Consider the following 20,436-nt stretch of genomic DNA (forward strand, 5'->3'; position numbering starts at 1 on the left):
CGGGAAGGTCGGGGGAGGCCGGGCTCAGCGGCCCGCGTTCACGCCTTCGAGGCTGAGCAGGCGGTGGAGGTAGGCGCCGTATCCGCTCTTGACCAGCGGTGCGGCGAGCTCGGCGAGGCGGGCGTCGTCGATCCAGGAGTTGCGCCAGGCGATCTCCTCGATGCAGCCGATCTTGAATCCCTGCCTCTGCTCGATCACGCGCACGAACTCGGTCGCCTCGATCATGGAATCGAAGGTCCCGGTGTCGAGCCAGGCCGTTCCCCGGTCGAGGACCTGAACGTTCAGCCGCCCCGCCTCGAGGTAGCGCTCGTTGATCGTCGAGATCTCGAGCTCGCCGCGGGCCGAGGGCGTGATCGTCTTCGCGATCGCCACGACGTCGTTGTCGTAGAAGTAGAGGCCGGGCACGGCGTAGTTGCTCCGCGGCTGCTCGGGCTTCTCCTCGATGGAGACGGCTCGGAAGTGCTCGTCGAACTCGACGACTCCGTAGGCGCGCGGGTCGGCGACCTGGTAGGCGAAGATGACGGCGCCCTCGATCGTGGTGTTCGCCGCGAGGGCGGTGCCCAGGGCGGTGCCGTGGAAGATGTTGTCACCCAGGACCAGGGCGACCGACTCGTCGCCGATGAACTCCTCGCCGATCAGGAACGCATGCGCGAGCCCGTCGGGGGAGGGCTGCACGGCGTACTCGATCCGCATGCCCAGGCTCGACCCGTCGCCCAGCAGGGCGCGGAACTGGTCGTTGTACTCGGGGGTCGTGATCACGAGGACCTCGTCGATCCCGGCCATCATCAGCGTCGACAGCGGGTAGTAGATCATCGGCTTGTCGTAGATCGGCATCAGCTGCTTCGAGATGCCCTTGGTGATCGGCCACAACCGCGACCCCGAACCACCCGCGAGGACGATGCCCCTCATCGGAGCAGCCCCGGGTGAGGAGTGGCGGCGGGGGTCCGCTGCACCGCCGAGGGGAGCGTGAAGATCTGCGGGGAGAGGGTCACGGAGCCGACTCTATCGGCGGCGCCTCGGTGCCTCCGCATGCCGGTGCGGCGGGCGCGGAACCCGTGGCGGGGACTGACGGTCGAGCGATCGCTGCCGACGCGATCCGACTCCGTGAGCGGCGCGCACGCCGCCTCCGCGTCCGTATCGCGCCTCCCACTCGGAGGCCGCCGGGCACGGGGATAACTTCTCCGACGTCCGCGGCTCCGCCTGCCGCGACGGAGAGAGGTACCGCCCTGTGCACGAGGTCATCGACCAGCGGGACTCCGCGCTCCTCCCGTCTCCCGGTCCCTGCCGCCGATCCCCCCTGACGGGGGGAGTCCGCCCGTGCTGACCATCGGGATCGTCGCCCTCGACGCCTGGCACGCGGCTCCGCTCGAGCGCGCCTGGCGCCGCCAGGGGCACCGCGTGGTCGTGGTGACCGGTGACCCGGAGGGGTTCAGCGGGGCGGAGCTCCGCCCCAGCGTGCTCGCCCGCTTCCTCGAGCCCGCCCGCCGGAGGGGCGCCGGGTCCGTCGGGCTCGCCGTCGTCACGCGCCGGGCCCGCCGACTGCTCGCTCCGGAGCGGCCCGACCTCGTGGTGGCTCTCCCGGGGACGGCCGTGGAGCTCGCCGGGCTCGCTCCGATGACCGTCCTCCTGGCCGACGACCTCCCGGCACTCCCGCGCCTCCGGTTCGAGGAGGAGCGCCGCGGTGCTGTCGTCGTCGCCCCGACGGAGCGGCTCGCGTCAGCCCTCGCGGGAACGGTCGTGCCCCTGGGCCTGCCGGACGCGTCGTTCCCGACACCGTCCGCCCCCGACGGGCCCCTCCGCTTCGCCGCCGTGGGAGCCTCCGGTCTCGACCGGGGCGCCGAGCGGCTCGATCTCCTCGCCCGGCTGGACGGCACCGAGTACGTCACCGTGATCGACGACGGCGGCGGCATCGCCGACGACCTCGCGTCGGGGCTGCGCTCCGTCGGCGAGCAGGACCGCGACGGCGTCGTCGAGGTGCTCCGCCACTCCCACGTGTACGCCCACCTGACGCCGTCGACGACCGGCGCGGCCGCCGGACTCGACGCGCTGGCGAGCGGGCTGCCGGTCCTCGCGATCGAGTCGAGCGTCCTGGCCGATCTCTGCGCGGCGGGGGCGGGCGTGGTCCTCTCCGACGACGCGACGCGCGAGGAGTACGAGGACGCCCTCCATCGGCTCCGGCGCGAGTGGACGGCTCTCTCCCGGGGGGCCGCCGAGCTCGCGCGGGAGCGCCCGTGGTCCGTCGCGGCCGAGGAGATCCTCGCCCTCGCGGAGGGACGCGTCCGTGTCGCCTGAACCGGTTCCTGCTGTCGGCGCCTCCGCCGACGCGATGCTGCCGAACGCCGTCGCCCTGCGCCTGGCCGCCGTGCTGGTGCAGTACACCCTGCGGACGCACGGCGTCCGCAGCCTCGTGGTGAAGGGCGAGGGTCTGCACCGCCAGGGGATCCGCGCGCCGATGACGTCGGCCGACGTCGACCTCTGGGTCGACCCCGAGCGCTTCGACGAGGCTCTCGGGCTGCTCGCCTCGATGGGCTGGCGCCGCCGCGCCGAGGCTCTCAGCTGGACGCTCTTCGTCGACCACTCGATCACGCTCGTCCACCCCTCGTGGCCGTGCGACGTCGACGTCCACCGCTCCTTCCCGGGTGCCTTCGAGGAGGAGCGGATCGTCTTCGACCGCCTCTGGGCGGCCGCCGAGGATCTGCCGCTGAGCGACGAGACCCTGCGGATCCCCGGGCGCGCGCACCACCTCGTGCTGCACGCCCTGCACCAGCTGCGCAGCGCGCGCTCCGCCTCGGCGACCACGGCGCTGGCGGTTCTGAAGGCGCACGGCGCCGGCCTTCCGAGCGAGGAGCGCGAGGCGATCCGCGACGCGGCCGTCGAGCTCGGCGCGCAGACGCCGATGACGGAGCTCCTCACCTCCTGGGGAGTCCCCGCCGCGCCTGAGGAGCGCTACCGGCACGCCCAGACTCTCTGGGACGTGCGCCGCAGCTCCGACCGGCACACCTTCAACTGGCTGCATGCCGTGGCGTCCGCTCCCTGGCGCCTGAAGGGAGGCCTGCTGCTGAGAGCCGCCTTCCCCACCCGCGCGGATCTCGAGGCGAGCCATCCCGAGGCGACGACGGTCCGACGTCGGCTCCGGCTCCGGGGGGAGCGGACCCTGCGGGCGCTCCGAGGCCTCCCCTTGGCCCTCACCGGTTTCGCCAGGGTGGCGCTGAGCGGCCGCAGCGAGAAGCAGGGCCCGGCGTCCTCGTTCGAGGCGATCGCGGCGACCACGGCGCCGGTGAGCGACCTCCCGGCCTCGTCCGATCCCGCGGCGAGCGCCGTGCATCCGGTGGAGGCCTCCGCCGAGGCGCAGGGTGGCAGCGCGCCGCCGGCCCAGCGCTTCGCCGTCGAGCGCACGGACCGTCAGGTCTACGTGCTCGACCTGTCCCGCCCGTCGGTGCCCCCGATCGTGCTCTCGCTGAGCGCCGCCTCGGTCTTCGAGGCCGCGATCCGGCAGCGCCGGCCCCGGGACGAGGTCGTCGACCTCCTCGCCGATCACTACGACGTCGACCCCGGGACGATGGGCCGCGACGTCGACGCCGTCCTGGCCGAACTCGACGTCCGCTTCCCGGGCGCGGTTCCCGACGGGGCACTCTCATGAGGGCCGCCCGTTCCCGATCCCTGCGGATCCTGCACGTCCTCGACTCCTTCGAGGACGGGGGCGCGCAGCGTGTGGCCCTCTCCCTGGGTGCGTGGAGCCGCGAGCACGGCTGCGAGACCGCCTACTGGGGGCGTCCCGGGCCGCTCAGCGACCGCGCCGCGCAGGAGTCGCCCGTCTTCGTGGTGCCGAGACCCGGACAGGGCTTCGCGGCCGATCTGCGCGAGATCGCACTCGCCGTCCGCCGGTTCCGCCCGCACGTCCTGCACGCCCACCAGCGCCGCGAGGCTCTGCTGGCCCTCCTCGTCGGCGCCGCGCTCGGTGTCCCCGTGGTCGAGCACGCGCACACCGAGCTGCCCGGGATCGACCGTCGAGCGCTCTCCTTCCGCTCCCGGCGGGTGTTCGCCGTCTCCGCCTCCGTGGGGCGGATGGTCGTCGAGGGCTACGGCCGCCCGCAGGAGCGCGTCGTGGTCACCGGCAACGCCCCGGCGAACGTCACCGCGGAGCCCGCGCTCGCGCCGGAACTCGCCGAGCCGGTCGTCCGCGTCCTCGGCATCGGGCGGCTCGCGGAGCAGAAGGACCCGATCCGCTTCCTCGCGGCAGTCGAGGCCCTCGCCCGGGTCCGGCCCGTCACCGGCACCTGGCTCGGCGACGGTCCGATGCTGCCGGTGCTGCGCGAGCGAGCCCGGGGGGCCGGAGTGGTCGACTTCGCCGGTCCGTCGGCGGACGTGACCGGAGCGCTGGACGCGGCGCACCTCCTCCTGTCGACCTCGCGGTGGGAGGGGACTCCGCTCGTGATGCTGGAAGCGATGGCACGCCGTCGCCCGGTCGTGGCGACCGACGTCGGCGGTGTGGGTGAGTTGCTCGCCGACGGTCGGGGCCTCCTGCTCCCCGCCGACGCCGACGGGGAGCGGATCGCCGAGCTCGTCGCCGCCGCTCTGGAGCGACCCGAGGGGCTCCTGATGCAGGCCGACCGCGCGAAGGCGTGGGTGGACGAGGCCGCCTCGCCCGACGCCGTCTTCGGACCCGTCGTCGCCGCCTACCGCGAGCTCGGGGGCCGACGGTGAGCGGGGGCGTGCACTCGGTGACCGTCGTGGCTCCCTGCTACAACGCGATCGCCCGGCTCGACGGCTTCCTCGCGCGGCTCGCACTCACTCTCGGACCGGGGACGCGGGTCGTCCTCGTCGACGACGCGTCCTCGGACGGCACGGCGGAGGTGCTCGAGAAGTGGGCCGAGGGACGCGAGGACGCCCGGGTCCTGCTCCTCGAGCAGAACGGCGGCGTCGCTGCCGCCCGGAACCGCGCCCTCGACGGCATCGACTCCGAGTTCGTCTGGTTCGTGGACGTCGACGACGAGTGGGACACGGAGATCCTCCGGACCCTCACCGCCGAGGCCGAGCGGACGGCGGCCGACGTCGTCGTCTGCCGGGCGCTCTACCGCACCCGGCAGTCGACCTCCGGACGCGTGATCGACGGTCTCGACCGACGCGAACTGGTCTCGTCCGAACTCGCTCTCGAGCGGATGGCGTCCGGGCGCCTGCACGGCTTCCTCTGGAACAAGCTCTTCCGCCGCGCCGTCCTGCAGGAGGAGCTCTTCCCGCGCTTGAGCTCCCAGTCCGACTTCGTCGGCGTGCTGCGGGCGGTCCAGGCGTCGGAACGGGTGCTCTTCGTGCCGGAGATCCTCTACTCCTACGTCTACACGGCGTCCTCGATCACCCGTCGGCGCGACCCGGACCTCCGGAACCTCCTGGTCTGCGCCGAGGAGATGCGCGCGGCGCTCGCCCGAACGTTCGAGGAGGTGCCGCGCCCGCTGTCGGACTGGTTCACGACCTGGTTCTACGCCGTCCCCGTCGCGCTCACCCCGATCCGCCAGAACTCCGACGCGGCGCTCGTCGAGACCGGCGTCCGGCTCGGGTCCGAGGCGCTGCGCGACGTCCGCGTGCTCCGCTCCGCGCGGTCGCCGCGGCTGCTCGTCCTGGGGCTGGTGCTCAAGCACGTCCCCGCCGCCTTCACGGCGCTCAGCCGGATCCTCTACGCCGTGCACGACACCCGCCGCCGGCTCTCCGATCGGAGGAGAACCCGGTGGACGACGTGACCGTCCCCGTGCAGGCGGCCGCGACCGGCCCCTTCCGCACACCAGCTCCGTTCCCTCCCTCCCGCACCGACCCCCGAGGAGCACCGGCATGACCTCCTACATCACCGGCCGCATCGAGCGGATGCCGGCCAGCATCACCACGCTCGACGAGGCGGCGGAGGCCGTGCTCGAGCTGTCCCGGAGCGGCCGCGACGAGCTGGTCGTCACGCCGAACACCGACCACTTCGTGCGCTGGAAGCACTCCGGCGAGTTCCGGCGGTACTACGGCCGGGCGTCCCTCGTGGTGCTCGACGGGGCGCCTCTGGTCTGGCTGGCCCGCTCGTACGGCCACCGCACGGCGAGCCGCGTGACGGGCATCGACCTCTTCACCGAGGTCTGCCGCCGCGCGGCGCTCGAGGGTGCGCCGGTCGCTCTCATCGGCGGACGCCCCGGAGTCGGCGATCGCGCAGCCGCCGAGCTGCAGCAGCGCTTCGCCGGGCTCCAGGTTCCGGTCGTCGTCTCGCCGGAGCCGGCCGAGCTCGCGGACGACGCCTACCTCGCCCGCCTCTCCTCGACTCTGCGCACGGCCGACGTCCGCATCGTCGCGCTCTGCCTCGGCTCCCCCAAGCAGGAGGAGGTTCGCGAGCGCCTGCTCGTCGTCGGCGGCACGGGAGCGGTGTGCCTCGGCGTCGGCGCCGCCGTGGACTTCCTCGCCGGCGAGATTCCGCGGGCGCCGCTCGTGGTGCAGCGCCTCGGCCTCGAGTGGGCGCACCGGCTCAGCCGGGAGCCCGGCAGGCTCTGGCGGCGCTATCTGGGCGACGCCGTGCGGGTGCTGCCGAGCGTGGTCGCGGCCCTCCGCTACCGGGTGCGCCGTGCCGTCCGCTGAGCACGCGGGCGGCGTCGCCGGCGAGAGGCCGCTGGTCCTGGTCTGGAAGCGCGCGTGGCTGCAGGACTCCGAGACGTTCGTCCGCAATCAGATGCACGGACTCGAGCGCTGGCGCGCCCTCGGAGTGGGCCTCGAGCGCACCGGCTCGGGCGTCCTCCACGACCGCACGGACATCGTCCTGCACGATCCGATCACCCCTCGCGGGCGGCGGTCCCTCCTCCTGCGATGGCTCGGAGTGTCACGACGGCTCGACGCGATCGTCGATGAGCACCGGCCCGCCCTCATCCATGCACACTTCCTCATCGACGCCGTCTCCATCGCCCGGTACGCACGGAGGAGGCGCCTTCCGCTCGTCGTGACGGGGCACGGCTACGACGTGACCAGCTGGCCGCTCGCGACCGGAGCTCCGCGCCTGCTCCGACCCCTCGCCCGAGCTCACCGCGCCCTCGAGGCCCGCACCGTCTTCCGTACCGCGCACGCGGTGATCGGCGTGTCCCGCTTCATCACCGACGGGCTCCTGCGCCTGGGGGCGGACCCGCGGCGCACCGGAGTGGGCTACATCGGCGTCCCGACCTCCCGCCCCGAGGCCGCACCGGCTGCGGAGCGCGCGGGAATCGTCTTCGTCGGACGCCTCACCGACAAGAAGGGCGTTCCGGATCTGCTCGAGGCGGTCGCCGCCCTCCCCGGACCGATCCGGGACGTCCCCCTGACCGTCGTCGGCGACGGCCACCTGCGGGAGGCGCTCGTCGAGCAGGCGGCGCGGCTGGGCCTGCAGGTGACCTTCACCGGCTCCCTGCCCCCCGCCGAGGTCGCCCGCATCCTCGCCGGCGCCGCGGTCTTCTGCGCACCGTCGCGGACCGCGGCGACAGGCGACTCCGAGGGCTTCGGCATGGTCTTCCTCGAGGCCGCGCTCGCAGGCGTCCCCGTCGTCTCGTACCGCCACGGCGGCGTCCCGGAGGCGGTCCAGGACGGCGTCACCGGGCTGCTCGTCCCGGAGGGGGACGTGCCCGGCCTGACCGGGGCGCTCGCCGCCCTGCTCCGGGACCCGGACCGCGCGACGCGGATGGGCGCGGCCGGGCGGGAGCGCGTGCTCGCCTCGTTCGACCTCGCCGAGCGGATCCGCGACCTAGAGGACCTCTACGACCGGACGGCCGGGCGGTCAGCGTCGACGACGGACGGAGATCGCGGATGAGCCGCGCCGAGCACCGCGCCGACGATCCGCGACCGGGCCTCCGTCCGGCCTCCGCCGGGCGGGAAAGGTGAGCCTGCGCCGGAGCACCGTCGACGCGACCGCCTGGACGGCGGTCTCGTTCGCCGTCGCGCTCGTCGTGCAGCTCGGGCAGTTCGCGCTCCTGGCGAGACTGCTGGACCCCTCCGAGATGGGGATCATCGCGATCGTCGCCCTGCTCAACGCGTTCGTCGACATCTTCCTCGGCATGGGGGTCGCCCAGGCGATCATCCAGCGCCGGCGGGCGACCAGCTTCGAGCTCTCGTCGGTCTTCTGGCTCAACCTCTCCGTCGGGCTCCTGGTCACCGTCGCCGTCCTCCTGGGCGCCGCACCGATCGCCTCCCTGCTCGGGTCCGCCGCCGCGGCGCCGGTCCTCACCGTCGCCTCGCTCGTGTTCGTGGGCAGCGCAGCCGGGCAGGTGCCGAGAGCGGTGCTCGAGAAGGGGATCCGGTTCCGAGCGGTCGCCGTGTCCGAGACGATCGCTCTCGTCGGCGGCTTCGCCGTGACGGTCTGCCTCGCGGTCTCGGGCGCAGGGGCGCTCTCCTACGCGTGGGGGCTCGTCGCGACCGCGGCTCTGCGCTCCGTGCTCGCCCTCCTGCAGGCTCGGCGCTGGTTCCGACTGCGGTTCCGGTTCCGGATCCGCGAGACCGCCCGCTTCCTCTCCTTCGGCGTCTTCCAGACCCTCGACGGCATCGTCAACTACCTGGGCTCGAACGCCGGCTCGCTCGCGATCGGCCGCCTGCTCGGACCGGCACAGCTGGGCGGGTACACCCTGGGATACAACCTCGCCGTGAACCTCCCCGCGAGGGTCAACCCGATCGTGACGCGGGTGATGTTCCCGGTGTTCTCCTCGATCCAGCACGACCGTGAGCGCGTCGCGCGGAACCACCTCCGCGTCACCGCGGTGCTCAGCATGGCGAGCATCCCGCCGCTGATGCTGGTGGCGCTGCGCTCCGAGGAGATCGTGCGACTGTTCTACGGACCCGGCTGGGGCTGGATCGCGGGCATGACGAGCGCACTGACGGTGGTGGGCGCGGTGCGGGCGATCGGCAATCCGGTCGGCTTCATCCTGATGGCGATGGACCGGGTGCGGTTCGGGCTGGTCGTGAACATCGTGAAGACCGCGATCACGGTCCCGATGATCGTCGGCGGGGGAGTGCTGTTCGGACTCGACGGCTTGATCGGCGGGCTGCTGCTCTCGAGCGCTCTCGGCTTCGCCGTCACCTGCGCCGTGCTGCGGGTGGTGCTCGGAGTGCGCCTCGGCGCGTTCCTGCGCGCGTGCGCCGCGGGGCCGCTGCTCGCCGCACCGATGGCGATCGTGCTGCTCCTGCTCCGCCTGCTCCCCGAGGGCGCGCCCCTGCGGCTGCTCCCGGTGGAGCTGGCGCTCGCGGTCCTCGTGCTGGGAGCGACCGCCCTCCTGGCGCCGGGGCGCGACATCGCCGAGGCGCGATCGCTCGTCCTGTCGCGACTGCCCGCCCGGCTCCGGCTCGGCTCCGCCGCCCCGGTCGAGGTCGCCGTGGTGCTGGCCGCCGAGGAGCGCTTCGACGGCAGCGGGGGAGCCGTGGCGACCTGGGTCCGCGAGACGGTGTCCCGGTCCTCGCTCCGGATCGCCGTGCACGCGCCGTGGTCGTCGGCGTCACCGGGTGTGGACGTCCGGCCGCACCGCCTGTACCGGCGGATCTACGCGGTCCAGCGGCGCGCGGCACTCCTCCTGGCGCGTCGGCGCGACAGCGACCCGGGCGCCGAGCTGCGTCGGCTGTCCTTCGGTGGCCGCTTCTGGCTGCTGGTGCTCGCTCCGTCGCTGCGCCGTGTCCCGACGGTCTGGATCCACAACCGCCCCCGCTACGCCGTGCGCCTGCGCCGCCTGGGCTACCGGGGGCGGATCGTCGCACACCTTCACAACGACCTGCTCGATCACCTGCCGCCCGATCCCGCCGCGTCCCGGCGCTACCTCGACGCGGTCGACGAGTGGATCTTCTGCAGCGAGTTCCTGCGCGCCCGGGCGGTCGACCGGTACGGCCTGATCGCCACAGCCGTCCTGTACAACGGGGTCGTCCCTCCGCCCGAGGTCCCGCCGGCGCCGCTCGGCGGTACTGCGGAGGCGGTCTTCGCCGGGAGGCTGGTGGCCGAGAAGGGAGCCCGCGAGGCCGTCGAGATCGTGAAGCGGATGCGGACCGAGCACGGCGCCGATCTGCGGCTGGTCATCGCCGGCGCATCGGGCCTCGGGGACGACGCGACGCCCACCCCGTACGTCCGAGCGCTCAACGAGGCGGTCGCCACCCTGCCCGGCGTCGTGCGCCGGCTCCCGTTCCTCCGGCGCGAGGACCTGCTGGAGCTGTTCGGCTCCTCGGCGCTCCTCCTCTACCCCTGCCGCTGGGACGAGCCGTTCGGGATGGTGGTGGTGGAGGCGCTCTCGCGGGGGATCCCCGTCGTGACGGTCGAGCGCGGAGGCCTCCCCGAGATCCTGCGCACCTCCGACGGAGTGGTCGACGGATCCGTCCTCGTCCCGCCGGGCACGGAGGAGGAGGTCGCGGACGCCGTCCTCGCGGAGCTCCCCGCCCTCATCGCCTCGCTGCGCGATCCCCGGCGACGCGCGGAGGTCGCTGCGGCGTCGCGGCGCCGAGCGGCGGACTTCGGCTGGCCGGGCATCGCCCGCCGCGCGGACGAGCTGCTGGCACACCCCCGCGACTGAGGCGGGACCGCCGCGCGCACACGGATCGACGTTCCGCGCCAAGCCCGTCGAGGCTCGTGCCGCGCGATTAGTGTCGGCGCGACATGCCACCTGCATCCCTTCTCCCGCCCGCGTCCGCCGACGCCACCGCCTCTCCCGTGCTGCTCGATCCGCCTCCCGCCCCGGACCGGCGCCCGCGGACGACCCTCCCGCCGCGAGAGGTCGGCCCGTCGTCCCGGAATCGGCGCGCCGCTCCTCCGCTCCGCCAGACGGAGGCCGCCACCGGCACCTCCGCGGAACGGCTCTGACATGGGCCGCCACGCCGACGACGCCCTCCTCCGCCGCCCGACCGCCTCTCGTCCCTCCGTCATCGCCGCGACCCGCGTCACCGACGCTCCGGAGACCCGCGGGCGGCCGTCGCGCGCGTCGGCGGATCCCGCTCAGCGGCGGCACGAGCGGATCGTCCTCGTCTTCCTCGCGGTGCTCCTGGCGCTGAGCGTCGTGCAGCTCTACACCCTGGGCCCCGTCACCGCTCCGGTCGCCTGGAGCCTGCTCTTCCTCCCGTACTCCGTGGCTCGGCTGCGCGGCGGGCGGATCGACCGGTTCGTGGTCGTGGTCCTCCTCGTGATCGCCGGCACCCTCTTCGCGCTCACCTACTCCGGAGCACGCGCGGCCGCGCTGCGCGACGTGGTCTCCGTCGTCTCCTTCCTCACTCCGTACCTGGCCGTCCGCGGGCTCGGCGACGGCGCCTGGCGTGTCGTCGGCCGCGCCCTCAACTGGGCGGCGCCCGTGTTCCTCCTCCAGGTGACGCTCACGATCCTCTTCCAGCTCGATCCCGTGCAGGAGACCGCCTACCTCCGGTGGCCGGACGCGGTGCTGTTCTCCGACATCTACGTGCGGGACATCTTCACGACGTCCTTCAACAACGTCCTGCAGGAGAAGTCGGGAGGGTTCTTCCTCAACGGCAACATCGCCTCGATGTACATGGCCACGACCGGCGCGCTGGCCTTCGCCGTCTGGAGACGGCAGCGGGGGAGGCTCCTCCTGCTCGTCGCCGTCGCCGGGCTGGTCGGCGCCCTCTTCACGCTGTCCAAGACCGCGATCGTCCTCGCGATCGTCCTGCCCCTGCTGGTCGCCGCGATCCGCGGACTCAAGGGACGCAGCCTCGGTCCGGTCGCCTGGATGATCACCATCCCCTCCGGGATCACGGCCGTGTACGCCGTCGCCGTGTCCTTCCCTCAGCTGGCGGAGGCGGGCCTGCTCACGCTCGGGGCCCGCGGCGACTTCCTGCGCCTGGCTGCGAGTGCGTTCCCCGACAACTGGCTGCTGGGGCTGGGGTACGGCGGATGGCAGGAGCTGTGGCTGGCGCGCGGGTCGCAGTTCACCCAGCACAGCGAGCCGCGCCCGCCTCACAACCTCCTCGTCACCGCGTGGACCAACGGCGGGCTCCTGATCGCGCTCCCCGTCCTCGCGTTCCTCCTCCTCACCACCGTCGCCGTCGTGCGCCTGCTCCTCCGGGTCGCCCGGAACGAGGCCGTCGCCGTCGGGGCGCTCGCCGTCGCCGTCCTCTGGACGTTCCTGCACGGGATGGCCGACAACACCACCTGGTTCGGCGATCAGCACTCGCTCGCGACGCTCGCCGTCTCCGTGGCGCTCGTGGGCGTCCTGTCGGCGGAGGCGCCCGCCACGCCGGGCCGAGTGCCTCACGGAAGCGCTCCGGCGGCCTCGGCCGGCGCGGGTCGGGCGCCGCTGCGACGGCCGCCGAGCCCCGGCCTCGGGCGGCGCTGACGCGACCGCCGCGCCGCAGCCGGTCCGGACACGGACCGCGCCGGTATCATCGACCCGTTATGGCACGCATCTACGACTGCTCCGTCGACACGGACCTCCTGACCGGCACCCGTCTCGCGCGGACGGCCATCGGCCGCGGCGAGCTCGTGGTGATCCCCACCGACACCGTCTACGGCGTCGCGGCCAACGCGTTCGACGCCGCCGCGGTCCAGCGCCTGCTCGACGCGAAGGGACGGACGAGGCAGTCGCCGCCGCCCGTCCTGATCGGGGACGTGGCCGCCCTCGACGCCCTCGCCGAGAACGTGCCGGAGGCGGTGCGCGACCTCGCGCGCGAGTTCTGGCCCGGCGGGCTCACCATCGTCCTGCACGCCCAGCCCTCACTGGTCTGGGACCTGGGCGAGACGCGCGGGACCGTGGCGCTGCGCATGCCGGACAACCCGGTGACGATCGAGCTCCTCGCCGAGACCGGCCCGCTGGCGGTCTCCTCCGCCAATCGCACGGGGCAGCCCTCGGCCACGACCGCACAGGAGGCGTTCGACCAGCTCGGCGACTCCGTCGACGTCTATCTCGACGCCGGCGCCGCCGGATCGCGCTACAGCGACCGCCCCGCGGGCGCCAGCGAGTCCTCGACGATCGTCGACGCGACAGCGCTGAGCTTCGAGGGCGGCACCCTGCGCATCCTGCGCCAGGGCGTCGTGTCGGCCGAGCGGATCCGCGAGGTCGTCGGAGACCTGCTGCCGGATCCGGACGCGCCTCGTGCCGAGACGTCGGAGCCCGACGCCTCCACGGCCGGCGCGGCGCAGGCCGGGGACCAGCAGGAGCCCGCCGAGACCGCGACCGGCAGCGACCCGTACGCCTTCGAGCGGACCCCGACCGCGCGCCCCGACTGGGCCTCCGGCGCCCGCCTGCAGGACGACTCCGCGCCCGGCGACTCCGCGCCCGTCGATTCCGCCGATGCGCCGGACACGGGCTCGTCGAGCACGAACGCGCCGACGCCCGGCACCGGCGCCGCCCGCACCGACTCCGCTCCGGGTGAGTAACCGGTGATCACCTTCGCCCTCGTCTCGCTCGCGGTCGCGCTCGTGACCGGAGCGCTGTCGTGGGTCATCTGGAAGCTGAGCCTGAAGTACCGGCTCTACCCGAAGATCCGCGTCAGGGACATGCACACGCGGCCGACCCCCCGCCTGGGCGGCATCGCGATGTTCCTCGGGATCCTCGTCGGCTTCGGCATCGCCTCCCAGCTGCCCTACTTCCGGCTGGTGTTCGCCAATCCCGAGCCTATCCTCGCGATCCTCGGCGCGAGCCTGCTCATCGTCCTCATCGGCGTCGCCGACGACATCTGGGACCTGGACTGGACCACGAAGCTGGCCGGTCAGCTGATCGCCGCGGGCCTGATCGCCTGGAAGGGCGTGCAGATCGTCTCCCTGCCGATCGGCGGCCTGACCGTCGGCTCGCCGTGGATGTCGCTGATCATCACCGTGCTCGCGATCGTCCTGGTCACCAACGCTCTCAACTTCATCGACGGCCTCGACGGCCTCGTGGCGGGCGTCGCCCTGATCGCCAACGGCGTCTTCTTCCTCTACAGCTACCTGCTGGTGCAGCAGACCTCGCCCACCGACTACTTCAACCTGGCCTCGCTCATCGCGGTCCTGCTGGTCGGCGCCTGCGCCGGATTCCTCCCCATCAACTGGCGTCCGGCGCGGATGTTCATGGGCGACAGCGGCGCACTGCTGATCGGGATGCTGATGGCCACCTCCGCGATCGCGGTCACCGGCCAGATCGACCCGGCCCAGCTCGCGGCGAAGGAGCTCCTGCCCGCGTTCATCCCGATCATCCTGCCGTTCGCGATCCTCGTGGTGCCGCTGATGGACTTCGGCCTCGCTGTGATCAGGCGCCTGCGCGCGGGAAAGTCGCCGTTCAGCGCCGACCGGAAGCACCTGCACCACCGCCTGCTCGACATGGGGCACTCCCACCTGCACGCCGTGCTGATCTTCTACGCGTGGACCGCCGTCGTCGCCGTCAGCTGCCTGCTGATGTTCGTGGTCGACGTGCTGTGGGTCCCGCTCGTCTTCCTCGGAGTCGGTCTGCTGGTCTGCACCGTCGTCACGCTCGCCCCGCTCAGCCGCCGCAAGCGGCTCGAGGCGGCGGCGCAGTCCGCGGAGGCCTCACCCGTCCTCGACCCCCTCGACCGCGCGTCCTCGACGGAGCTGCTCCGTCCGCCGGCCGGACTCCCGATCGACCGGGACACGACAGCGCCGACCACGGCGCGGAAGGAAGCATCATGACCGGAGCCTCCCCGGCCACCCCCCGTCCGCAGCCCGCGTCCGTCCCCGTCCTGCGCCGCGCGCTGGTCGTGGGCGGCCTCTTCGTGCTCGCCCTGGCCGTTCTCGGCACCGTCGTCGGCGGGATCGCCGCCGGGGGAGAGGGCGCGATCGGAGCCCTCCTCGGCGCGATCGTCGGCGGCGTGATGGTGCTCCTCACCGCCGCGAGCATCCTCGTCGCCAACCGCCTCGACATCGGCGGGTTCTTCGCCGTCGTCCTCGGCACGTGGCTCGCCAAGTTCGTGCTGTTCGTGATCGCCGCCCTGGTCCTGCGCGATCAGCCGTGGCTGAACAGCACCGCGATGTTCGTCACGATCATCGTCGCCGTCCTGGGGTCCCTGGTGATCGACGTCCTCGTCGTCTCGCGCTCGCGCATGCCGAACGTCAGCGACATCGCTCGATGAGGACGAGCCGAACGGTTCCTGAGAGGACCACGATTCGGCTCTCAGGCCGTTCTGTTGCTACAGTAGGGACGAATCCCGCAGGCGAACGTGTCCTCAGATCGTCTCATCGTTGATGGCGGTCGTCGAGCACGATCGCCGTCCGAGCGGAAAACCCCACCTTTCGTCGTCGCGAGAGCGTTGCGTCCGAATGATTCGATTCGGTCGGCTGCAACGTGCCACGCCCCGAATTCCAGGAGCTAGCGCTGTTTGCTAACGCTGTGACCCTGTTGGTCTCGTCCTCGACCGGTGAGAGTGACTTCCACACCCCGTCGATCTCCGAGTTCTTCCCGCCCGGTTTCCTCTTCGAGGGAACCCCTTTCGAGATCAACCGCGTCATGCTGGTCCGCTTCATCGCGGTCATCGCACTGATGCTGTTCTTCTGGCTCGGGACGCGCAAGCTGCGCCTCGTCCCCGGCCGATTCCAGAACGTCGTCGAGCTCGCGTTCGACTTCGTCCGCGTCACCATCGCCAAGGACATCCTCGGCGAGAAGGACGCGCGCCGGTTCCTCCCGATCCTCGTGACGATCTTCTTCGCGATCATCTCGATGAACCTGACCGGCATCGTCCCGTTCCTGAACATCGCGGGGACCTCCGTGGTGGGCATGCCGCTCTTCCTCGGCCTGGTCGCCTACGTGACGTTCATCTACGCGGGCATCAAGGACCGGGGGATGGGCTTCTTCAAGAACGCCCTGTTCCCGCCCGGAGCGCCGTTCCTGATCTACTTCATCCTCACGCCGATCGAGCTGCTGCAGACGTTCATCATCCGTCCGCTCTCGCTCGCACTGCGGCTCGTGATGAACATGATCGTCGGCCACCTCCTGCTGGTGCTGTGCTTCTCGGCCACGCAGTTCTTCCTCTTCAGCTCCCAGATCGACCCGGGCTTCAAGCTCTTCGGCGTCGTGACCTTCGCCTTCGGCGGTGCGTTCACGCTCTTCGAGCTCCTCGTCGCCGTGCTGCAGGCCTACATCTTCACCCTCCTCGCTGCGGTCTACATCCAGTTGGCCGTCGCCGAGGAGCACTGACCCCACTACTCACGGGCTCCCGCCCGTTCTCACGATCACCCCACTGAAAGGACCCACTCGTGGACTCAGTCACCGTTCTCGCCGAACTCACCGGCAACATCGCGACGGTCGGTTACGGCCTCGCAGCGATCGGCCCCGGCATCGGTGTCGGCATCGTCGCGGGCAAGACCGTCGAGGCCATGGCGCGTCAGCCCGAGATGGCCGGCCGCCTCCAGACCACGATGTTCCTCGGCATCGCGTTCACCGAGGTGCTCGCGCTCATCGGCCTCGCCACCTACTTCATCTTCGCGGCGTAGTCGTGTTCAGCACCGCTGTGAACATCGCTGCGGAAGAAGGTGACGTCCCCGCGGTCATTCTGATCCCGGAGTTCTACGACTTCTTCTGGTCGGGGGTGATCTTCCTCATCCTGCTGTTCTTCTTCTGGAGGCTGGTCCTGCCGCGCCTGCAGAAGATGCTCGACGCGCGCTCCGCCGCGATCGAGGGGAACATCGCGAAGGCCGACGAGGCCCAGCGACAGGCCGAGGCCGCCCTCGAGAAGTACACCGCCCAGCTGGCCGAGGCCCGCGCCGAGGCCGGAGTGATCCGCGAGAAGGCGAACGCCGACGGCAACGCGATCGTGGCGGCGAAGAAGGAGCAGGCGCAGGTCGAGGCCGAGCGCATCCTCCACAACGCGCACGCCCAGATCGAGGCGGACCGTCAGGCCGCCGTGGTCTCGCTCCGCTCCGAAGTCGGAACCCTCGCCATCGACCTCGCCTCCGGCGTGATCGGCGAGAGCCTCAACGACGACGCGAAGGCGTCCGCGATCGTGGACCGCTTCCTCGCCGACCTCGAGGCCTCGGAGAAGGCGAACAACTGATGGGCAGCGCGTCCAGGCAGGCACTCGCATCGGCGAAGGCGGAGCTCTCCGCCCTCGCCGGTCAGGCGTCCCTCGACACGGCCCAGCAGCTCTTCGAGGCCGCACGGGTCATCGACGGCCAGGCGCAGCTGCGCGCGGCCCTCGCCGACCCGAGCGCCGACTCGAGCAGCAAGCAGGCTCTCGTCGCCCGCGTGTTCGGTCCCTTCGGCGAGCCGGCCAAGCGCCTGCTCACCGTGATCGTCGGCCACCGCTGGTCGAGCCCGAGCGACATGGTCGCCGGGGTCGAGGAGGTCGGGGTCCGCGCGATCGCGTCCTCCGCTCCGGAGGGCGTCAACCTCGAGAAGGAGCTCCACTCCTTCGGCGAGGTCGTCGCCTCCGACGCCCAGCTCGAGCTCGCGCTCGGCAGCAAGCTCGCCGCCGCCGACTCGAAGGTCGCGCTCGTGCAGCGCCTCCTCGAGGGCAAGGCCGCGGCCGAGACGCTGGCGATCCTCCGGCAGCTGATCGCGCACCCGCGCGGTCGCCGCATCCCGGAGCTCGTCCGCTTCGCAGCAGGCGTGGTCGCCGACCAGGGCGGGTTCATCCTCGCCACGGTCTCGGTCGCCGCACCGATCGCCCCCGAGCAGCTCGACCGGCTCCGCTCGGCGCTCACGCGCCAGTACAGCCGACCGGTCTCCGTCAACGTCGTGGTCGATCCCTCCCTCCTGGGCGGGATGCGCCTGCACGTCGGCGACGAGGTCATCGACGGAACCGTCTCCGCACGGCTGTCCGACCTGAAGCTCCAGCTCGCGTCCTGACGGGCGCACGTATCCTCAGAGGGCACTGCCCTCGACCCCCGCACCATCCAGGTCAGGCCCCGACGACCTCTTCGGCTCGCACGGACCCAACGAATAGGAATTCCCATGGCAGATATCACCATCAGCCCGGATGAGATCCGCGACGCGCTGAAGGACTTCGTCTCGTCGTACGAGCCGGGCAAGGCCTCCACCACCGAGGTCGGCTACGTCATCGACGCCGCCGACGGCATCGCCCACGTCGAGGGCCTCCCCGGCGTCATGGCCAACGAGCTCATCCGCTTCTCCAACGGTGTCCTGGGCCTGGCCCAGAACCTCGACGAGAACGAGATCGGCGTCGTCGTCCTCGGCGAGTTCTCCGGCATCGAGGAGGGCATGGAGGTCACCCGCACCGGCGAGGTCCTCTCGGTCCCCGTCGGCGACGGCTACCTCGGCCGCGTCGTCGACCCGCTCGGCAACCCGATCGACGGGCTCGGCGAGATCGCCTCCGAGGGCCGCCGCGCCCTCGAGCTCCAGGCTCCCGGCGTCATGTCGCGCAAGTCGGTCCACGAGCCGCTGCAGACCGGCATCAAGGCCATCGACGCGATGATCCCGGTCGGCCGCGGCCAGCGCCAGCTCATCATCGGCGACCGCCAGACCGGCAAGACGGCCATCGCGATCGACACGATCATCAACCAGAAGGCCAACTGGGAGTCGGGCGACACGAACAAGCAGGTCCGCTGCATCTACGTCGCCATCGGCCAGAAGGGCTCGACCATCGCCTCGGTGAAGGGCGCGCTCGAGGACGCCGGAGCGATGGAGTACACGACCATCGTCGCGTCCCCGGCCTCCGACCCCGCCGGCTTCAAGTACCTCGCCCCCTACACCGGCTCGGCCATCGGCCAGCACTGGATGTACGGCGGCAAGCACGTCCTGATCATCTTCGACGACCTGTCGAAGCAGGCCGAGGCCTACCGCGCCGTGTCGCTCCTCCTGCGCCGCCCGCCGGGACGCGAGGCGTACCCGGGTGACGTCTTCTACCTGCACTCCCGTCTGCTGGAGCGCTGCGCGAAGTTGTCCGACGAGCTCGGCGCCGGCTCGATGACCGGTCTCCCGATCATCGAGACCAAGGCGAACGACGTCTCGGCCTACATCCCGACCAACGTGATCTCGATCACCGACGGCCAGATCTTCCTCCAGTCCGACCTCTTCAACGCCAACCAGCGTCCCGCGGTCGACGTGGGCATCTCGGTCTCGCGGGTCGGCGGCGACGCGCAGGTCAAGTCGATCAAGAAGGTCTCCGGCACGCTGAAGCTCGAGCTGGCGCAGTACCGCTCGCTCGAGGCCTTCGCGATGTTCGCCTCCGACCTCGACGCCGCCTCGCGCCGTCAGCTCGCCCGCGGCGCCCGCCTGACCGAGCTGCTCAAGCAGCCGCAGTACTCGCCGTACCCCGTAGAGGAGCAGGTCGTCTCGATCTGGGCCGGAACGAACGGCAAGCTCGACGAGGTCCCGGTCCCCGACGTGCTGCGCTTCGAGCGCGAGCTCCTGGACTACCTGGGCCGCAACACCCAGGTGCTGAACACCCTCCGCGACACCAACGTGCTCTCCGACGACACCGTCGCCGAGCTCAACCGTGCCGTCGACGGCTTCAAGCTGGAGTTCCAGACCGGTGAGGGCAAGCCGCTCGCCTCGGTCGGGCGCGAGGAGCACCAGGCCATCGCGGCCGACGAGGTCGGCCAGGAGAAGATCGTCAAGGGCCGTCGCTGACCAGCGGCACCCCGTCGATTCGCCACTTTTAGGACAACAGGAGACACATGGGAGCGCAACTCCGGGTCTACCGGTCGAAGATCCGCTCGGCCCAGACGACCAAGAAGATCACTCGGGCCATGGAGCTGATCTCGGCCTCGCGCATCCAGAAGGCGCAGAACCGCGTCGCTGCCGCGGCGCCGTACTCGAACGCGATCACGCGCGCCGTGTCCGCTGTCGCGACCTACTCGAACGTGGAGCACCCGCTCACGACCGAGCGCGAGAAGCTGGACACGGCCGCGATCGTGATCTTCACCTCCGACCGCGGCCTCGCCGGCGCGTTCTCCTCGAGCGTGCTCAAGGAGGCCGAGGAGCTGGCCGCGCTGCTGCGCAGCGAGGGCAAGGAGGTGGTCTTCTACCTGGTCGGCCGCAAGGCGAACGCGTACTTCTCGTTCCGGAAGCGGGCCAGCGTCCGCGTCTGGACGGGCGGCACCGACCAGCCCGTGTTCGAGACGGCGAAGGAGATCGCGGACGCGGTCGTCGAGTCGTACAACCTCGATGACGAGGAGGGCGGCGTGGACGAGATCCACCTCGTCTACAACCGCTTCGTCAGCATGGTCACCCAGCAGCCGACCGTCGTCCGGCTGCTGCCGCTCGAGGTCGTCGAGGGCGCCGAGGAGCAGAACAGCGAGCTGTACCCGCTCTACGAGTTCGAGCCCGACCCCGAGACGGTCCTCGACCGCCTCCTGCCCGTGTACGTCGAGAGCCGCATCTTCAACGCGATGCTGCAGTCGGCGGCCTCGGAGCACGCGGCACGCCAGAAGGCCATGAAGTCGGCGAGCGACAACGCGGACACGCTGATCAAGACCTACACCCGTCTCGCCAACAACGCCCGCCAGACCGAGATCACGCAGCAGATCGCCGAGATCGTCGGCGGCGCCGACGCCCTGTCCTCCTCCAAGTAAGAGGGCTCCGCTCCACACAGTTTCGACTC

Annotated in this window: 18 protein-coding genes; 17 read left to right on the forward strand and 1 reads right to left on the reverse strand. The window is 71.7% G+C overall.

Going from position 1 to position 20,436, the window contains the following annotated elements; translation table 11 throughout:
- Positions 1 to 24: 24 nt before the first annotated feature.
- Positions 25 to 909, reverse strand: a complete 885-nt coding sequence (gene rfbA / locus C5D36_RS01000; RefSeq protein WP_104294996.1) for a glucose-1-phosphate thymidylyltransferase RfbA — start codon at positions 907 to 909, stop codon at positions 25 to 27.
- Between the two features lie 408 nt (positions 910 to 1,317).
- On the opposite strand from rfbA, the gene C5D36_RS01005 reads away from it, so the two are divergent.
- The 17 genes from C5D36_RS01005 to C5D36_RS01085 all read left to right on the forward strand — a co-directional run bounded on the left by C5D36_RS01005 (position 1,318) and on the right by C5D36_RS01085 (position 20,407).
- A complete protein-coding gene (locus C5D36_RS01005) occupies positions 1,318 to 2,292 on the forward strand; it encodes a hypothetical protein (protein ID WP_104291528.1) in 975 nt (324 codons plus the stop codon).
- Complete coding sequence (locus C5D36_RS01010) at positions 2,282 to 3,640, forward strand: PqqD family peptide modification chaperone (protein ID WP_146083677.1); 1,359 nt, start codon at positions 2,282 to 2,284, stop codon at positions 3,638 to 3,640. Before C5D36_RS01005 ends, C5D36_RS01010 begins: the two co-directional genes overlap by 11 nt.
- Positions 3,637 to 4,704, forward strand: a complete 1,068-nt coding sequence (locus tag C5D36_RS01015) for a glycosyltransferase family 4 protein (protein WP_104232710.1) — start codon at positions 3,637 to 3,639, stop codon at positions 4,702 to 4,704. Before C5D36_RS01010 ends, C5D36_RS01015 begins: the two co-directional genes overlap by 4 nt.
- 8 nt (positions 4,705 to 4,712) lie before the next feature.
- Positions 4,713 to 5,732, forward strand: coding sequence for a glycosyltransferase family 2 protein (locus tag C5D36_RS01020; RefSeq protein ID WP_181072712.1), 1,020 nt, complete (start codon positions 4,713 to 4,715; stop codon positions 5,730 to 5,732).
- Positions 5,733 to 5,820: 88 nt separating this feature from the next.
- Positions 5,821 to 6,597 carry a WecB/TagA/CpsF family glycosyltransferase gene (locus C5D36_RS01025; protein WP_104291524.1) on the forward strand — a complete coding sequence of 259 codons (777 nt, stop codon included), beginning with the start codon at positions 5,821 to 5,823 and terminating at the stop codon, positions 6,595 to 6,597.
- Positions 6,584 to 7,789, forward strand: a complete 1,206-nt coding sequence (locus C5D36_RS01030) for a glycosyltransferase (protein WP_104291523.1) — start codon at positions 6,584 to 6,586, stop codon at positions 7,787 to 7,789. Before C5D36_RS01025 ends, C5D36_RS01030 begins: the two co-directional genes overlap by 14 nt.
- 67 nt (positions 7,790 to 7,856) lie before the next feature.
- Positions 7,857 to 10,517, forward strand: coding sequence for an MOP flippase family protein (locus C5D36_RS01035; protein WP_104294999.1), 2,661 nt, complete (start codon positions 7,857 to 7,859; stop codon positions 10,515 to 10,517).
- Between the two features lie 288 nt (positions 10,518 to 10,805).
- A complete protein-coding gene (locus tag C5D36_RS01040) occupies positions 10,806 to 12,284 on the forward strand; it encodes an O-antigen ligase (protein ID WP_104295000.1) in 1,479 nt (492 codons plus the stop codon).
- A gap of 59 nt (positions 12,285 to 12,343) precedes the next feature.
- Positions 12,344 to 13,324 carry an L-threonylcarbamoyladenylate synthase gene (locus C5D36_RS01045; protein WP_104295001.1) on the forward strand — a complete coding sequence of 327 codons (981 nt, stop codon included), beginning with the start codon at positions 12,344 to 12,346 and terminating at the stop codon, positions 13,322 to 13,324.
- A 3-nt stretch (positions 13,325 to 13,327) separates the two neighbouring features.
- Positions 13,328 to 14,569, forward strand: coding sequence for an MraY family glycosyltransferase (locus C5D36_RS01050; RefSeq protein ID WP_181065442.1), 1,242 nt, complete (start codon positions 13,328 to 13,330; stop codon positions 14,567 to 14,569).
- Positions 14,566 to 15,009: a hypothetical protein gene (locus tag C5D36_RS01055; protein WP_104223021.1), complete on the forward strand. Its 444-nt coding sequence runs from the start codon at positions 14,566 to 14,568 to the stop codon at positions 15,007 to 15,009. The genes C5D36_RS01050 and C5D36_RS01055 overlap by 4 nt, the downstream gene beginning before the upstream one ends.
- 257 nt (positions 15,010 to 15,266) lie before the next feature.
- Positions 15,267 to 16,070, forward strand: a complete 804-nt coding sequence (gene atpB, locus C5D36_RS01060; RefSeq protein ID WP_068254016.1) for a F0F1 ATP synthase subunit A — start codon at positions 15,267 to 15,269, stop codon at positions 16,068 to 16,070.
- A 59-nt stretch (positions 16,071 to 16,129) separates the two neighbouring features.
- Positions 16,130 to 16,366, forward strand: a complete 237-nt coding sequence (locus tag C5D36_RS01065) for an ATP synthase F0 subunit C (RefSeq protein ID WP_055794702.1) — start codon at positions 16,130 to 16,132, stop codon at positions 16,364 to 16,366.
- Between the two features lie 2 nt (positions 16,367 to 16,368).
- Positions 16,369 to 16,926, forward strand: coding sequence for a F0F1 ATP synthase subunit B (locus C5D36_RS01070; RefSeq protein WP_244229449.1), 558 nt, complete (start codon positions 16,369 to 16,371; stop codon positions 16,924 to 16,926).
- Positions 16,926 to 17,720: a F0F1 ATP synthase subunit delta gene (locus C5D36_RS01075; protein WP_104232703.1), complete on the forward strand. Its 795-nt coding sequence runs from the start codon at positions 16,926 to 16,928 to the stop codon at positions 17,718 to 17,720. The genes C5D36_RS01070 and C5D36_RS01075 overlap by 1 nt, the downstream gene beginning before the upstream one ends.
- Before the next feature lie 105 nt (positions 17,721 to 17,825).
- On the forward strand, positions 17,826 to 19,463 hold the full coding sequence (gene atpA / locus C5D36_RS01080) for a F0F1 ATP synthase subunit alpha (protein WP_104223023.1): 1,638 nt from the start codon (positions 17,826 to 17,828) through the stop codon (positions 19,461 to 19,463).
- Between the two features lie 47 nt (positions 19,464 to 19,510).
- Positions 19,511 to 20,407, forward strand: coding sequence for a F0F1 ATP synthase subunit gamma (locus C5D36_RS01085; RefSeq protein WP_104223024.1), 897 nt, complete (start codon positions 19,511 to 19,513; stop codon positions 20,405 to 20,407).
- The last annotated feature ends 29 nt before the right edge of the window (positions 20,408 to 20,436 follow it).

It is taken from the genome of Rathayibacter sp. AY1C6 (genome assembly GCF_002931535.1).
Lineage (GTDB): Bacteria > Actinomycetota > Actinomycetes > Actinomycetales > Microbacteriaceae > Rathayibacter.

Excerpts from the sequence above, each read along its gene's own strand:
- C5D36_RS01040 (WP_104295000.1), top strand. The coding sequence starts at position 10,806 with ATGGGCCGCCACGCCGACGACGCCCTCCTCCGCCGCCCGACCGCCTCT.
- C5D36_RS01055 (WP_104223021.1), top strand. The coding sequence starts at position 14,566 with ATGACCGGAGCCTCCCCGGCCACCCCCCGTCCGCAGCCCGCGTCCGTC.
- atpA (WP_104223023.1), top strand. The coding sequence starts at position 17,826 with ATGGCAGATATCACCATCAGCCCGGATGAGATCCGCGACGCGCTGAAG.
- rfbA (WP_104294996.1), bottom strand. The coding sequence starts at position 909 with ATGAGGGGCATCGTCCTCGCGGGTGGTTCGGGGTCGCGGTTGTGGCCG.
- C5D36_RS01085 (WP_104223024.1), top strand. The coding sequence starts at position 19,511 with ATGGGAGCGCAACTCCGGGTCTACCGGTCGAAGATCCGCTCGGCCCAG.
- C5D36_RS01025 (WP_104291524.1), top strand. The coding sequence starts at position 5,821 with ATGACCTCCTACATCACCGGCCGCATCGAGCGGATGCCGGCCAGCATC.
- C5D36_RS01045 (WP_104295001.1), top strand. The coding sequence starts at position 12,344 with ATGGCACGCATCTACGACTGCTCCGTCGACACGGACCTCCTGACCGGC.
- C5D36_RS01015 (WP_104232710.1), top strand. The coding sequence starts at position 3,637 with ATGAGGGCCGCCCGTTCCCGATCCCTGCGGATCCTGCACGTCCTCGAC.
- C5D36_RS01075 (WP_104232703.1), top strand. The coding sequence starts at position 16,926 with ATGGGCAGCGCGTCCAGGCAGGCACTCGCATCGGCGAAGGCGGAGCTC.